Annotated in this window: 13 protein-coding genes; 4 read left to right on the top strand and 9 right to left on the bottom strand. The window is 74.9% G+C overall.

Annotation, left to right across the window (positions count from 1 at the left end):
* Positions 1 to 50: 50 nt before the first annotated feature.
* Positions 51 to 1,220: an alpha/beta hydrolase family protein gene (locus OG295_RS32730; protein ID WP_371680237.1), complete on the top strand. Its 1,170-nt coding sequence runs from the start codon at positions 51 to 53 to the stop codon at positions 1,218 to 1,220.
* Between the two features lie 137 nt (positions 1,221 to 1,357).
* Here the strand turns inward: OG295_RS32730 and OG295_RS32735 are convergent, their stop codons facing one another.
* The 3 genes from OG295_RS32735 to OG295_RS32745 all read right to left on the bottom strand — a co-directional run bounded on the left by OG295_RS32735 (position 1,358) and on the right by OG295_RS32745 (position 3,750).
* Positions 1,358 to 2,083 carry an anti-sigma factor gene (locus OG295_RS32735; RefSeq protein ID WP_371680238.1) on the bottom strand — a complete coding sequence of 242 codons (726 nt, stop codon included), beginning with the start codon at positions 2,081 to 2,083 and terminating at the stop codon, positions 1,358 to 1,360.
* Complete coding sequence (locus OG295_RS32740; RefSeq protein WP_371680239.1) at positions 2,080 to 2,682, bottom strand: sigma-70 family RNA polymerase sigma factor; 603 nt, start codon at positions 2,680 to 2,682, stop codon at positions 2,080 to 2,082. The genes OG295_RS32735 and OG295_RS32740 overlap by 4 nt, the downstream gene beginning before the upstream one ends.
* An 84-nt stretch (positions 2,683 to 2,766) precedes the next feature.
* Positions 2,767 to 3,750 carry a DUF1996 domain-containing protein gene (locus OG295_RS32745; protein WP_371680240.1) on the bottom strand — a complete coding sequence of 328 codons (984 nt, stop codon included), beginning with the start codon at positions 3,748 to 3,750 and terminating at the stop codon, positions 2,767 to 2,769.
* A 239-nt stretch (positions 3,751 to 3,989) separates the two neighbouring features.
* Between OG295_RS32745 and OG295_RS32750 the strand changes: the two genes are divergently transcribed.
* The 3 genes from OG295_RS32750 (at position 3,990) to OG295_RS32760 (ending at position 9,925) form a co-directional block, all read left to right on the top strand.
* Entirely contained in the window at positions 3,990 to 4,736 is a 747-nt protein-coding gene (locus OG295_RS32750; RefSeq protein ID WP_371680241.1) for a DUF1838 family protein, read from the top strand.
* Positions 4,737 to 5,105: 369 nt separating this feature from the next.
* Positions 5,106 to 6,917 carry a S8 family serine peptidase gene (locus OG295_RS32755; protein WP_371680242.1) on the top strand — a complete coding sequence of 604 codons (1,812 nt, stop codon included), beginning with the start codon at positions 5,106 to 5,108 and terminating at the stop codon, positions 6,915 to 6,917.
* Positions 6,918 to 7,180: 263 nt separating this feature from the next.
* Entirely contained in the window at positions 7,181 to 9,925 is a 2,745-nt protein-coding gene (locus OG295_RS32760; protein WP_371680243.1) for an AAA family ATPase, read from the top strand.
* Positions 9,926 to 9,974: 49 nt separating this feature from the next.
* Here the strand turns inward: OG295_RS32760 and OG295_RS32765 are convergent, their stop codons facing one another.
* From OG295_RS32765 to OG295_RS32790, 6 genes are all read right to left on the bottom strand, one after another.
* Complete coding sequence (locus OG295_RS32765; protein ID WP_371680244.1) at positions 9,975 to 10,898, bottom strand: glycoside hydrolase family 19 protein; 924 nt, start codon at positions 10,896 to 10,898, stop codon at positions 9,975 to 9,977.
* Between the two features lie 186 nt (positions 10,899 to 11,084).
* On the bottom strand, positions 11,085 to 11,495 hold the full coding sequence (locus OG295_RS32770; protein WP_371680245.1) for a rodlin: 411 nt from the start codon (positions 11,493 to 11,495) through the stop codon (positions 11,085 to 11,087).
* 218 nt (positions 11,496 to 11,713) lie between these two features.
* Positions 11,714 to 11,950 (bottom strand): DUF5302 domain-containing protein, encoded by a 237-nt coding sequence (locus OG295_RS32775; protein ID WP_266836631.1) that lies wholly within the window; start codon positions 11,948 to 11,950, stop codon positions 11,714 to 11,716.
* Between the two features lie 85 nt (positions 11,951 to 12,035).
* Complete coding sequence (locus OG295_RS32780) at positions 12,036 to 12,314, bottom strand: hypothetical protein (RefSeq protein ID WP_371680246.1); 279 nt, start codon at positions 12,312 to 12,314, stop codon at positions 12,036 to 12,038.
* Positions 12,311 to 13,072, bottom strand: a complete 762-nt coding sequence (locus tag OG295_RS32785; RefSeq protein WP_371680247.1) for a DUF1524 domain-containing protein — start codon at positions 13,070 to 13,072, stop codon at positions 12,311 to 12,313. Before OG295_RS32785 ends, OG295_RS32780 begins: the two co-directional genes overlap by 4 nt.
* 325 nt (positions 13,073 to 13,397) lie before the next feature.
* Positions 13,398 to 14,045 carry a restriction endonuclease gene (locus tag OG295_RS32790; protein WP_371680248.1) on the bottom strand — a complete coding sequence of 216 codons (648 nt, stop codon included), beginning with the start codon at positions 14,043 to 14,045 and terminating at the stop codon, positions 13,398 to 13,400.
* Positions 14,046 to 14,221 lie beyond the last annotated feature (176 nt).

The raw sequence follows: 14,221 nt of genomic DNA on the forward strand, positions 1-14,221 counted from the left end.
ACCACCACCAGCTGACGCCGGGTGACCGGCCGCGGACTAGATTCGGCGTCATGAACACCACACGCCGCCGCACCGCGGCCGCCGCCGCCCTGTTAGCCCTGCTGCTGCCGCTCCCGATCACAGCCGCCTCCGCCGCGCAGGCGGCACCGGCCGCTTCGGAAGCCCAGCGCGCGGCGCTCGAACTGCCGTCGGCCACCGGCCGGTTCGCGGTCGGCCAGGAGGACCTCCACCTGGTCGACCGCAGCCGGACCGATCCCTGGGCCCACTCCGGGCCACGCGAGCTGATGGTCACCCTGCGCTATCCGGCGCAGCGCGGCACCGGGCGCGCACCCGCGCCGTACCTGAGCACCGAGGAAGCCCGCCTGATCCTCGCCGACAGGGACCTGGACAAGGTCATCGACCCGGCGGTCTTCGCCGCCACCCGGGCGCACGCCCGCACCGACGCCCGGCCCGTCCGGGGCCGCTACCCGCTCGTCGTCCTCTCGCCCGGCTTCACCGTCCCGCGCGCCACCCTCAGCTCCCTCGCCGAGGAGATCGCCTCCCGCGGCTACGTGGTGGCCGCCGTCGACCACGCGTACGAGAGCGCCGCCACCGCCTTCCCGGGCGGCCGCATCCTCACCTGCCTGGCCTGCGACCAGACCCAGGGCCCCGGCGGCCGCGAGGCCGTCACCGAGGTCCGCGCCCGCGACACCTCCTTCCTGCTCGACCGCCTGACCGGGCGTCATCCGGCCTGGAAGAACGCGGATCTCATCGATCCGTCCCGCATCGCCATGGCCGGCCACTCCATCGGCGGAGCCACGGCCCTGCCCGCGATGGCAGCCGACCCGCGGATCCGCGCGGGCATCGACATGGACGGCACCCTGCCCGAGCCCTACCCGGCGGCGGGCATCGGCGGCCGGCCCTTCATGCTGCTGGGCTCCGCCGCCAGCGTGCCCGGGGACGCCCCCGGCAGCTGGTCCGGCCCGTGGCCGCACTTCGACGGCTGGAAGCGCTGGATCACCCTCGACGGCACCGACCACTTCGGAGCGACCGACTTCCCGGCCCTGCGGGACCAGCTCGGCCTGCCCCACCCCGAGGCCCCCCTCGCCGGATCCCGCGCCGTCGAGCTGACCCGGCGCTACGTGACGGCCTTCCTGGACCTCCACCTCAAGGGACGGCCCGCCCCGGCCCTCGACGGACCCTCCGCCGAAGCGCCCGAAGCCCGCTTCCACAACCCGTGAACGGCCCGCCGCACCGAGGAGCGGTGAGCGGACCGGCGGAATCGGCGCGGTGACGCGGGACCGGGGTCCGGGAGCGGGCGATGCTCCCGGACCCCGGCACGGCGGGCCCGAAGGCCCGCTTCCCGGGCGTGCCCCCGCTACACCGGGACGGACACGAACGTCCGGCCGGACTCGTTCTCCACCAGGACCTCCCTGACGTTCGCCGGGTCCACGGCCGCGGAGCCGTCCAGCGACGCCCCCTTGCCCTCACCGTGCTCGGCCGTGCCCACGACCCAGCCGCCCGCGGTGGAGCGCGTACCGTCCTTGGCGACCACCACCAGCCGGCACCGCTCGCCCGCCGGGATCCCGGTCACCGCCGCGTGCACCCGCACCCACTTCGCCGCGGGCGTCACCTGCACGTTCATCCGCGCCCCGGTGCCCCGGTCCGTCGCGGAGGCCACCCTGGTCCCCGGTACGGGCGCCGAGGGCACCGCCGACGCGGTCGGGGACGGCGGCGGGGGCAGCGCCCCGACCTGCTCCCGGTCCCCGCCCAGCTGCGTTCCGGCCCAGAACACGGCCGCGAGCGACGCCGCCACGGCAAGACCCGCCAGCCCCACCCGGCGCCGCGCGGAGGCCGCCCGCTCCCCGCGCACCTGCCGCAGGGTCCGCTGGAGCAGCAGATCGCCGCCCTGCGGAGGCCCTTCGAGGAACGCCTCCTCGGGCACCTCGCCCAGTACGCCCTCCATCTCGCGCAACGCGGCCACCTCCTCACGGCACCGCACACAATCGCCGACGTGCTCCTCGACACGCCGTACGTCGTCCTCGTCCAGGACACCGAGCACGTAAGGGCCGAGCAGTTCCTCCTCGTGCCGCTGCCGGTTCACGCCACCACCTCCCGCAGTCCGCCGGGCTGCTGGGGCGGCCGGCCTGATCGTCTGTTCCCGGCGCCGTCCCCGGTGCCGTCCGCGAACACCTCGCGCAGGGCCTTGAGCGCGTAGTGCGAGCGGGATTTGACCGTACCGGCGGGAATGCCGAGGCGGTCTGCGGTCTCGGCCACACTGCGCTCGCGGTAGTACAACTCCGTCAGCACGTCCCGGTGTTCCGGCGTCAGCCGGTCCAGCGCGCCGAGCACCGTCATGGTGTCCACCACCGCGTCCGCGTGGTCCCCCTCGACCGGGGGAGCGGCCGCAGCACCGGAGACCTCCGGCGGCCGGGCGGCCTTGGCGCGGTACCGGTCCGTGATGATGTTGCGGGCCACCGTGAGCAGCCAGCCGCGCACCGAGCCCTTCCCGTTGACCAGGACCTCGGAATGCCTCCAGGCCCGGATCAGCGTCTCCTGCACGACGTCCTCGGCGGCGGCCCGGTCCCCGGTCAGCCGGGTGGCGTACGCGAGCAGGGCGTTGCCGTGCTCCTCGTAGACCGACCTGATCAGTGCCTCGTCGGTCGAGCCCCGCCGAGTGCGGGGCCACAGTGGTCCGGCCATCTCACCCTCTCCGTCCGCCTGGTGTTACCTGGTGCGGTCGGAACACGCCCCGGGCGCACGTCCGGTTCACGTGACGTACGTCACTCAGGTCCGGCAGTCCCGTCCCTCGTTGAGGCAGGCGACGACCGCGTCCATCTGCGCGTCCGTCATCACGTCGACGAACATCGCGTGGTCGGTCCGCGGGCTGTGCCGCTGCTCCGGGAAGGAATCCAGCGCGATCGGCACGCCCGGGGCCACCGCGTAGGCCAGCGACAGGCGCAGCTCGGGCACCGGGAAGGTGCCCTGCGGGCACACGCCCCCCGGGGAGGGGAACAGCAGGTGGGAGCGGTGGTCGGGGGCGGTGGTGTCCAGCCCGTTCCAGCAGCTGGGGAAGACGAGCGTACGGGTGACCAGGGAGCCGGCCGGGCAGCGCGGGTAGTCGGTGGTGGACCGGTCGGGGAACCCCGAACAGCCCCAGCGGGCCCGGACGTCGGCGCGCGCCCCCGCCGTGTACGCGACGGCGTCGCCGGTCATCGCGCGCAGGAACCGGGGCATCGGAACCACCTTGCTCACCGGGCTGCCGCGGAACTCCACGGTCACGGAGGCCTCGGGCAGGATCTCCCCGGTGTTGCCGTGCCCGGCCGAGTGTTCGTGCGCCCCGCTCCCCGGGCGGTCCACCCGGCGCAGCACCGGCCAGTAGTAGGTGGAGCGGTCGCCGCCCGCGCAGCTCGTGGCGGCCCCGGCGAGCGAGGCGTCGGTCGACAGGGCGTCCGTGGAGAGGTTCCCCACGTAGGCGTGGGTGTGGTGGGCGCCCGCCCGCAGTCCCGGCGAGACCACGAGGTTGTCCTCGTTCCAGTGGCCCTCCTCGTTGCGCCCGCAGTCCACCGTCACCGAGCCGGGCGAGCCCGCGGCCCCGGCCGGGGCGGGCCCCCGCGGGCCGGGTGCGACCTCGCGTATGTCCACGGTGGCGCCCGCCACGGAGGTCTGACGGGATCCGGCCGCCCGGGTGGCGCCCAGCACGGCGGCCGTCAGCCCGGTGCCCAGCACCAGGCAGACGAGCAGCGCCAGCAGTCGGTGTTCGTTGCCCATGGCGGTCACGGTTGCCGGTGCCCGGCACGGCCGTCAACCGGGCATCCCTACGAGGGCCGGCGCCGCGGCTCGTACGGGTCGTACGGCATCGCGGCTCAGGGCGCCGGCCCCTCCCCGGCGCGGAGCGGTCCGTGCCCCGGAGCCGCCCTCCGTCCCGCGCCCCACGGGCACCGGGGCCCCGGTGAGTTGGCCCGTCCGGTCCTTGTCGGGCCGCACCCGGGCCGCGCAGAGTTTGCCGTATGACACCGGAAGAGCTCCTGCACTCCCTGGCCCGCACCCGCGTCTCCCTCGACGGCGAGGAGGTCACCTACTGGTGGTCCGGCGACGTCCATTCCTGGGCCCCCGGCGAGCCCTACCGCCGCCTCTTCGGCTTCGAGGGCGTCAACGTCGCACGCCTGGAGACCGAGAACGCCGAGGACGGCGGGGCCGGCGGATACCGCATGCTCTCCCGGGAGGCGGCCTTCTACCTCGACCCGGGCACGCGCGAGATCCTCGAGACCTGGCAGGGCAAGACCGTCGTCCACGTCTGGAACGACCCGGCCAACCAGAGGTGGCGGCCCTTCCCCGTCCCCCGGACCGAACTCGGCGACCAGGTCTGCTTCAGCCTGGAGATCCCCCTCTCCTACCCCTCCCCGCTGCCCGTGGCCGACTACCCGCTGAACTCCGCCGACGACACCTACCGGGCCCTGGAACTCTTCCAGTTCTTCACCCCCGCCGCCGCCCTCGCGGGCGACGCCCCGAGCGTGCCCGCCACCATGTCCTGGACCCGCCAGTCGCCCTGGCTGCCCTGGATGGAGCAGGGACAACGCCCCGGCGGCCTCACCTTCCACTGCCGCGGCGTGAAACTCGGCTCCTACGCCGAGGTGCCCGAGCGCACCCGCGCGTACATCGCGGCCCGCCACCCCGAGTTCGCCCGCGCCCCCGAGAAGTGGACCGAGCCGAACGAGACCAGCTGGACCCACTTCCGCAGGCTCAACCCCAGGTGACCCGCGGCGTCCCCGGGGCGCGGCGGGGGAGGGGACGGGGCGGGGGAGGGGGGGCCGACAGGGTCCGGACAAGGGTTTTCCCCGTATCGGGTTCACCCCCGCGTTGCCTACTGTCTGCCCACCGGCGATCTTCCGCATCCCGAACGGCCCCCGCACCAACCCCACATGGTGTGAAGCCCTACGCGGACGCGCGGATCGCGGGTACGCAGTTGTCCGGTCCCACCGTCGCGGCCGGACGACGCGGCGTGCGGCGGCGGCCGGAGCGGGCCTGACCAGCCCGCCCCCGGCGCCGCGGCCGCCGATCACCTCCCACACTGCACCGACCGGCCGCTCCGGCCTGCCCGGAACCGGCCCGCGAAGGGGAACACCGTGCACGCATCCAGACGTCGGCTCATATCCGTGGCGGCCATCTCCGTCACCCTGCTGGCGGGCTCCGCCACCGCCTCCGTGGCCGTGACCGGGGGGAACGACCCGGCCCGCACCCTCCCGGCCGCCGCGGCCCCCGCCGCGCCCGCCGCCGCCCCGGTCGAGAACCTGATCGTCGGATACAAGTCCACCGCCTCCGAGGCCAGCTCCAACACCGCCGCAGCCGACGACGCCGCGGCCAAGGGCAAGAAGGCCGGCAAGAAGGCGAAGTTCGACCGCCGCCTCGGCACCGGAGCCGCCCTCGTCAACCTCGGTGGATCCGTCGCCCCCGCCGAAGCGGCCGACGTGATGGCCCAGTTCCGTGCCGACCCCGACGTCGCCTACGTCGAGCCGGACTCCCGCGCCTACGCGATGAGCACCCCCGACGACACCGAGTACGCCAAGCAGTGGGACCTCTTCGAGCCCACCGCCGGCATGAACGTGCCCGCCGCCTGGGACAAGACCACCGGGTCCGGCGTCACCGTCGCCGTGATCGACACCGGCTACGTCGCCCACTCCGACGTGGCGCCCAACATCGTCGCGGGCTACGACTTCATCAGCAGCTCGACGGCCGCCCGCGACGGCAACGGCCGCGACAACAACCCCGCCGACCAGGGTGACTGGAGCGCCGCGGGCGAGTGCGGCACCGGCTCCAAGGCCAGCGACTCCTCCTGGCACGGCACCCACGTCGCGGGCACCATCGCCGCGGCCGCCAACAACGCCAAGGGCGTCGCGGGCATCGCCTACAACGCCAAGATCCAGCCGGTCCGCGTGCTCGGCAAGTGCGGCGGCGCCACCTCGGACATCGTCGACGCCATCACCTGGGCGTCGGGCGGCTCCGTCGCCGGCGTCCCGGCGAACGCCACCCCCGCCAAGGTCATCAACATGAGCCTCGGCGGCTCCGGCGCCTGCACCGCCACCTACCAGAACGCCATCAACGCGGCCGTCGCCCGCGGCACCACCGTCGTGGTCGCCGCAGGCAACAGCAACGCGGACGCGGCCGGGTTCTCCCCCTCCAGCTGCAACAACGTGATCAACGTCGCCGCCACCAACCGCACCGGCGACCGCTCCTTCTACTCCAACTTCGGCGCGATCATCGACGTCGCCGCCCCGGGCGGTGAGACCCGCCGCGCCACCGACACGCCCGGCACCGTCACCACCCCCGAGAACGGCATCCTCTCCTCCCTCAACGCCGGCACCACCACGCCGGGCGCCGAGATCTACAAGCCGTACCAGGGCACCAGCATGGCCGCCCCGCACGTCGCGGGCCTCGCCGCGCTGCTCGTCGCCGCCAAGCCGTCGCTGACCCCGGCCCAGGTCGAGGCGGCCATCAAGGCCAACGCCCGTCCGCTCGCCGGCACCTGCACCGGCGGCTGCGGCGCCGGCCTCGCGGACGCGGCCGCGACCGTGAACGCCGTGACGTCCACCCCCGCCACCCCGGCGTTCGAGAACACCGCGGACGTCGCCATCGGTGACAACACCACCGTGGAGAGCCCGATCACCGTCTCCGGAGTGACCGGCAACGCCCCGGCCACCCTCAAGGTCGGCGTGAACATCGTGCACACCTACATCGGTGATCTCAAGGTCGACCTGGTCGCCCCCGACGGCTCCGTCTACACGCTCCACAACCGGGCCGGCGGCGGCACCGCCAACATCAGCCAGACCTACACCGTCAACGCCTCCTCCGAGGTCGCGAACGGCACCTGGAAGCTGCGGGTGAACGACAACGCCGGCGGCGACACCGGCAAGATCGACTCCTGGAGCCTCGGCTTCTGACCGGTCCAGGTCCTCGACGGAGCCCCCCAACTCCGTTCTGACGGACCGATGGTACGGACCAAATCCCAGCACGCGGGCCTGCCGGTACCTCCCGTACCGGCAGGCCCGCCGTGCTTTCCTGTCCACCCACTGAATTCTGCGTCACAATCCGGGTCCGTCCGGCGGCTGACCTCGTATTGTCGCGTCTCACAGGAAAGGCACAGAACTGGGGCGCGAAAGGCTGGTGGCTGTGCGTGGCGGCGACGGGGCACGCTGACACCGGGGTGGGACACACCAACGTCGGACAACGCGAACTCATCGAGGCGGTCCACCGTGCGCTGACCACGCACGGCAGGGCCGTGCTCACCGGACCCGCCGGAGCGGGCAAGACCGAGGTGGCGCGCGCCGTCGCGGCCGCCGCCGCGGGCCGGCGCGAAACCGTCCTGCGGCTCGCCCCCGAAGCCGCCGACCAGGCGATACCCGAGGCAGCCGCCGCCACCCTGCTCGCCTCCGTCCCCCGCTCCGCCCTCGAACGCCTCGCCGGGCCCCAGCGCACCGCCATCGCCCTGCTCCGCCGCGAGGCCGACGCCCCCGGAGCGGGCCGCGACCACGTCGCCCTGCGCCTCGCCGTCGTCGAAGTCCTGCGCACCTTGTCCGTCCCGGGCCCGGTCCTGCTCGTCCTCGACAACGCCCAGTGGCTCGACGCCGAGAGCACCGACCTGCTCCGCTTCGTCCTGCGCCTGACCCCGCCCCGCGTACGGGTCCTCGTCGCCGAATGCGTCCAGGGCGGCACCCCCGTCGCCGAACCCCTCTGCGGCCCCGGCACCCCCGTCGTCCGCGTCCCCCCGCTCGGTGCCGACCAGGTCGCCGAGCTCCTGCTCCGCCACGGCCTGCCCGCCCGCCTCGCCGGCCGCGTCCACCAGGCCAGCGGGGGCAACCCGCGGCTCGCCCTCGCCCTCGGGCACTCCCTCGCGGAGGCCTGCGGCGGACCGGGCGGCGCCGCCCACCACGCGGACACCCCGCCGGTCTCCGGGCAGGCCCGCGAGGTCGCCCGCCGGCTCCTCGCCGAAGCCCCCGCCCGCGCCCGGCGGACCCTGCTCCTCGCCGCCCTCGCGGCCCGCCCCACCACCGCGCTGCTGCGCCGCGCCGGACGCCCCGATGCCGAAGCGGAACTCGCGGAGGCCGAACGGGCCGCGCTGGTCACCGTAGGGGAGGACGGCGCCGTCACCTTCACGGCCGGCGCCCTGCCGACCGCCCTGGCCGCCGACGCCGGCTGGCCGGAGCGCGCGGCCGGACACGCCGCCCTCGCCGCCGCCGTCGACGACCCCGTCCAGGCCGTACGCCACCGCGCGCTGGCCGTCGACACCCCCGACGCGGACCTCGCCGACCGGATCACCGACGCGGCCGCCGCGTGCCGGCGCAGGGGCCAGCGGGCCCTCGCCGCCGAACTCGGTCTGCTGGCCGCCGAACGCACCCCCCTCGCCCTGCCCCGCGAGGAACTCGCCCGGCTCGTCGCCGCCGCCGAGGACGCCGGCTGGGCCGGCCGCGCCGACCTCGCCCGCCGCGCCACCCGCGCCGTCCTCGCCCGTGACGCCTCGCCCGCCCAGCGGGTGCGCGCCCGGCTCGCCGTGATCGACGCCGCCGGGCAGGCCCTCGCCGACGCCGACGAGACCATCGCCCACGCCCTGGCCGACGCCGCGGGCGACCCCTCGCTGCGGGCCGCCGTCCTGCTGCGGATCGCCTGGAAGCACAACATCGGCGACGGCGACCCCCTGCGCTCCCGCGACGCCGCCGCCGAGGCGGGCGCCCTCGCCAAGGCCGGCGGGGACCAGGTCGCCGAGGCCATGGCCCTGACCGTACGGGCCCGCATGGGCCGCATCCTCGGGGACCCCGACGCGGAGGACATCCTCGCCGAGGCCCTCTCCCTGCCCGCCCCCGAGGTCCCCCTCGGGATGCGCAACGCGCCCCAGTACCTGGCCGTCCGCCACGCCCTCTTCGACGACCGGCTCGCCGACGCCCGCCGTCAGCTCCTCGTCCTGCTGCCCGCCGTGCAGCGCACCGGATCGGCCGAGGACGTCTTCGAGGTGCTGCGCAGCCTCACCGAGGTGGAACTGCGGCGCGGCCGCTGCGTCGCCGGGTCCGCGCACGCCCGCCGCGCGCTGGAGCTGACCATCGAGGCGGGCCTGTCACCCGGACCGGCCTGGTACGTCGCCGCGACGGCCGAGGCCGCGGCCGGCAGCTTCGCCCGCGCCGCCGGATACGCCCGCCGGGGCATCCAGGCCTCCGAGGAGGAACAGGACCAGGTCTTCCTGTCCCGGGCGCTGTACGCCCTCGGCACCGTCGAACTGGCCACCGGGGAGGCCGCGAAGGCCGTCGCCACGTTGAGCCGGGTCGCCGCGCTGGAGGAGGCCCAGCAGGTGGTGGACCCCTCGGTCCTGCGCTGGCACGGGGAGCTCGCCGAGGCCCTGGTCGCCGCCGACGATCCCGTCGGGGCCGGGGAACTGCTCGACCGGGTCACCCCCGTGGCCCGCTCCCTGGGGCGGACCACGGTGATCGCGGCCCTGGACCGGGCCCGGGCCCTGTGCCGTTCGGCACAGGGCGAACCGGAACCGGCCGTCGCCCTGCTGGAGCTGACCGCGCAGCGGTTCGGGGCCCTCGGGCTGCCCCTGGAACAGGGCCGCACGCTCCTCGCGCTGGCCCGGGTGGAACGCCGGCGCCGGCGCCGGGCCCCCGCCCGTGCCGCCCTGTCGGCGGCGGCCGAGGTCTTCGCGGGGGCCGGGGCCAAGCCCTGGCTCGGCCTCGCCCGCGAGAGCCCGGCCGAGACCGCCGCCCCGCGCCCCGCGGTGGCGGCCCTGACCGAGGCGGAGGCCAGACTGGCGCTGCTCGTCGGCGGGGGAGCCAGCAACCAGGAGGCCGCGGCGAAGCTCTTCCTGAGCGTGAAGACGGTGGAGGCCCGCCTCACCCGGATCTACCAGAAACTGGACGTCCGCTCCCGCGCCCAGCTGGCCACCGCGCTGCGCGGGCACTGAGCGGGTCACGCCCCGGGGCGCGACCCGCCCGGTGCCCGCGGGGTCCGCGTCAGCAGCCGAGGTTGTTGCCCGGGGTGACGCCCAGCAGCTGCGTGAAGCTCTGGTACTTGCTCACCCGGCTCTGCACCTGCGCCGGGTTGCCGCCGTTGCACTCCAGGGACCCGTTGATGGAGCGGATGGTCTCGCCGAAGCCCGCTCCGTTGACCATGGCGGCGTGGGCGGTCATCGTGCCGGGGCCGTTCTGGGTGTTCCAGTACCAGAGTGCCGTCTTCATGGCGACCGCCGGATCCTGCTCGACCAGGTAGGGGTTGGCGAGGAGGTTGATGCCCAGGGCGTCGCCCGCCGCCTTGTAGTTGAAGTTCCAGCTCAGCTGGATGGGGCCGCGCCCGTAGTAGGCGGCCTGGCCCGCGGGACAGCCGTAGGGCTGGGAGGCGTCGCAGTAGTGCGGGTAGTTGGCGGTGTTCTGCTCCACCACGTACACCAGCCCGCCCGTCTCGTGGGAGACGTTGGCGAGGAAGGCGGCCGCCTCGCGCCGCTTGACCGTGTCGTCACCGGTGTTGGCGAAGCCGGGGTAGGCGGACAGGGCCGCGACCAGGCCGTTGTACGTGTAGAACGGGTTCCGGTTCGGGAACATCTGGTTGAACTGGGCCTCGCTGACCACGAAGCCGGAGGGGTTGCCGGTGCCGGGGTCGGGGTCCGTGCCCCCGCCGCCCCCGCAGGCACCCTGGTCCGACCACACGCCCCACTGGCCGGTGGTCCCGGGAGTCTCGCCCTGGGTCCACCACTTCGCCTGCCAGTTGTGGCCGTTGTACGAGGCGCTCGCGCCGCCCGTGTAGACGGCGGAGGAAGCCCAGGCCGAGGCGCAGGCGGGGGCCGCGGCGGCGGGCGAGGCGGGCAGGGCGACGGCGAGGCCGAGCGTCACGGCTGCGGCCGCGGCGAGGGAGAGGGTACGGCGGCGTAGGGCGCGTATCACGTAACTGCTCCTGAGGTGGGGGGAGTCGTCGCGGGGGGTGGGGGGCGACGGCTACCGCCACTGAAGCGAAGATGGTCTGGACCTGTCAAGGTCTAGACCAAAGGTTTCCGGGTTGGTGCGGGACTCCGGAAACGCGGGAACGGCGTGACGACCGTGTCCGTCACGCCGTTCCGGATGCCGCTGGGGTCAGCTGCCGGCGGACAGGTTGCCGGACAGGACCGGGATGTTGTCCACGATGTGCGACAGCGACTCGTCGCCCTTGGCCTGGGTGGAGTTCTCGGCGCACTGCTGGTTCTGCGGGTTGGACAGGACGTTGATGTCCTGGACGCCGATGTTGAGGGCGGCGAGGACCGACTGCACGTTGACCTTCGCGGGCAGGCCGATGCAGAGCTTGTTCAGTGAACCCTGGACCGCGCTGAGCTGCGGGCTCATCGCGCCCTTGGTCTCCTGGTTGCCGTAGACCTGCGAGGCGCCGTTGCCGTTGACGGTGTTCACGCCGTTGTCGTTCCCGATCGCCATCGCCGGGGAGGCCGCGAGGGCGCCCGTGCCCAGTACGGAGGCGGTGACCGCGGCGGTGGCCATGAACTTCTTGAGCATGGTGGATCCTTCTGTCGCATGAGCTGTCCCCGGCGGGACGTCCTGATCAACTGCCCCCGCGTCCAGGGGTTATCGCCGATCACCCATGCGGCCCAATGATTCGCGCCGTGGCCGGCCGGCCGCCGGGGGCCGCCCGGGGCTCCAGGCGGCCCCCGGCGCGCTCCCCGACGGTCCCGGGTCGAGCCTGCCGGGGCCGGGGAAGGGTCCGGCCCCCGGCGTCAGCCGGTCTTGCGGCGGACCTTCTTGTTCTTGCCCCCGGCGCCGGCGCTGGAGCCCTGCACCTTCGCGCGGCTCTGGTGCGACTGCTGGGACTGGGCGCTCGCGGCGTTGCGCGCCAGCGCCTCGCGGAACTTGCGCTTGGCCTCGTCGGCCGGGGACTCGTCCTGCGGGACGTCCGCCGCGGCCCCGTCCGTCTGTGCCCCGTCCGCCTGCGGGGTCTGTGGTGCGTCAGCCATCGGTGTGCCTCCTGGAGTGATCACGTCCGCCCAGTCTGTCAGCCAGGCCGTTCGCGGGCCATCGGGTTCGCGCCGGGGCGGCCGGTCAGCGGGGCGGGGCGGGCGCCCCGGCCCCGCCGCCGGCGCGGATGGCGCGCAGCGCGGCGGTGTGCAGGGCGTGCGGATCGCCGTGGGCCACCGGGCTGCCGGTCAGCGTGTACCACTCGTCCGCGTCCGTGTACTGGACCGCGAACCCGACCGTGCCGTCCGCCCCGCCGGTCGTCCGCAGCGTGAGCGGGCCCGTGATGACCCCGACCTCGTCGGTCATGGCCCCGCCGGGACCGGCGAGGACCTCGTCCTGCCAGGTGCGTTCGGGCCCGGTCACGAGGCGCAGGTGTCGATCATGGTGGTGAGCACGGCCCTCTCGCCGTCGGTGACGGTCAGCCCGTAGTGGGACTTGACGGTGGTCCAGGCGCGCCCGTACTGGCACCAGCTCGACTTGTCCGTCGGCTGCCACAGCTCGGGGCTCTGGTCGCCCTTGGAGCGGTTGGAGGACGCCGAGACCGCCAGCAGCTGCGGCCGTGTCAGGTCGTTGGCGAAGGCCTTGCGCCGGGCCGCGTCCCAGGCGGCGGCGCCCGAGCGCCAGGCCTCGGCGAGCGGCACCATGTGGTCGATGTCCAGCTTCGCGGCCTCGGTGACGGTCGCCCCGTCGTAGAGGCTCTTCCAGCGGCCCGTCAGGGCCCGGCACTCGGCGTCCTGCGTGACGTCGGTGCCGTCCCGCTTGAGGACCACCTCGCGGGTGTCGCACTTGTTGCCCTGCTCCGCCCAGTGCGTGAACTTGTCCCGGCTGTACCCGGCCATCGTGCCGGGCTTGCCCGTCGTCAGCGCCGCCAGCCGGGTCCGGGCGACGGCCGCGCTGACCATCCCGGGCAGCACGTCCGCGGGGGCCGGCTGTCCGGCGGCCCCCGAGGGCGCCGGCGGGGCGGAGCTCGCGCTCCCGGTCGCGCCGGTGGCCGGGCCCGGTCCGGGCGTACCCCCGGTCTTGCCGTCCCCGGAGGACCCCGGCCCACCGCATCCGCTGATACCGAGCAGCACGGCCGCCACTGCCACCGCCGCGCCGCGCACACCTGACTGACGACCCATGACCCACCCCGACGAGACTCCGCACTGACCCGGGAAGACTACCCATAACCGGACAACCAACCCCGCACCGGGCGGTGCGGAGTGTCCGGGCGGTCGAACTACGCCGTGTCCTCGGGACCACCTCGCCGACCGGATGGGGCCGGCGAGGAGAGGCGGCGTGGTGCCGGCCCTCCGGATGAGGAAGTCGAGGCGCATAGAGGGTTCCGCTGCCACCCGGCAGCAACGGTTATGGAACTCCGGCAGCCGGAGCGGGAGCAGGGGCGGCCGCCGCTCGACCGCTCGCACCGGTCGATGACGTCGGCCGAGGCGGGCCGGGCCGATGAGGCTAGGTGCGCAGGGTCCGCCATTCGCGGGGGTGCAGCGGGACCGGCGGCAGGCGCAGCAGGTCCGTCAGCGGGGCTCCCTGTTCCGCCCAGCGGCGCAGCAGCTCGCGGTCGATCCACCGCACGCCGTGCCGGTCGCCCCACGCCTTGGCGTCCTGGGTGAGGCCGCCGTTGGTGACCACCAGGGCGTGGTCGGCCCGGTGCGCCGGACCCGCCGCGCCCATCGCCTCGGCCATCACCGAGGTGCCGACGGTGGCTCCGGCGGCGCCCGCGCGGGTGTGCCGGGCGCGGACCAGGATGCGGCCGTGCCGCGCGTCCTCGCCGATCACCCCGGCGGCCCCCCGTGCGCCCCAGCCGTCCCGGACCAGCAGGTCGCGCACCGCGTACTCGAACTCCTCGTGGCCCATGGCGTCGAACTCCGCCAGGGTGATCCGCAGCGCAGCGGGGCGCGCGGCCCGGTTCAGCGTGCGCCATCCCGCGACGGCCACCGCCGCGAGGGCCGCCGCCAGGGCCACGGCCGGGCCGTGCGCGGCGGCGAACCCGGTCACGGCCATCAGGGCGACGAGCGCCAGGCCCCCGGCGGTGATCCGCCCCCCGGGCCCCCGGGTGCGGCCGCGCGCCCGTACGCGGTGGTAGCCGTCCCGTGCCATCGAGCCCCCTCCGCTCAGGGGCCGGCCGCGGGTGCGGGGCCCTCCGGGAAGAGTGTGGGCAGCACGGGGTCCAGAAAGGGTGGAATCGTCATGGACGTCGAGTCGAGGGCTCAGATCCGGCCGCACCGGAAGTCGGCCCGGCCCCCGCGCACGGGCGGCCGAAGCCCCCACGGCCG

Source organism: Streptomyces sp. NBC_01276 (assembly GCF_041435355.1).
Classification (GTDB): domain Bacteria; phylum Actinomycetota; class Actinomycetes; order Streptomycetales; family Streptomycetaceae; genus Streptomyces.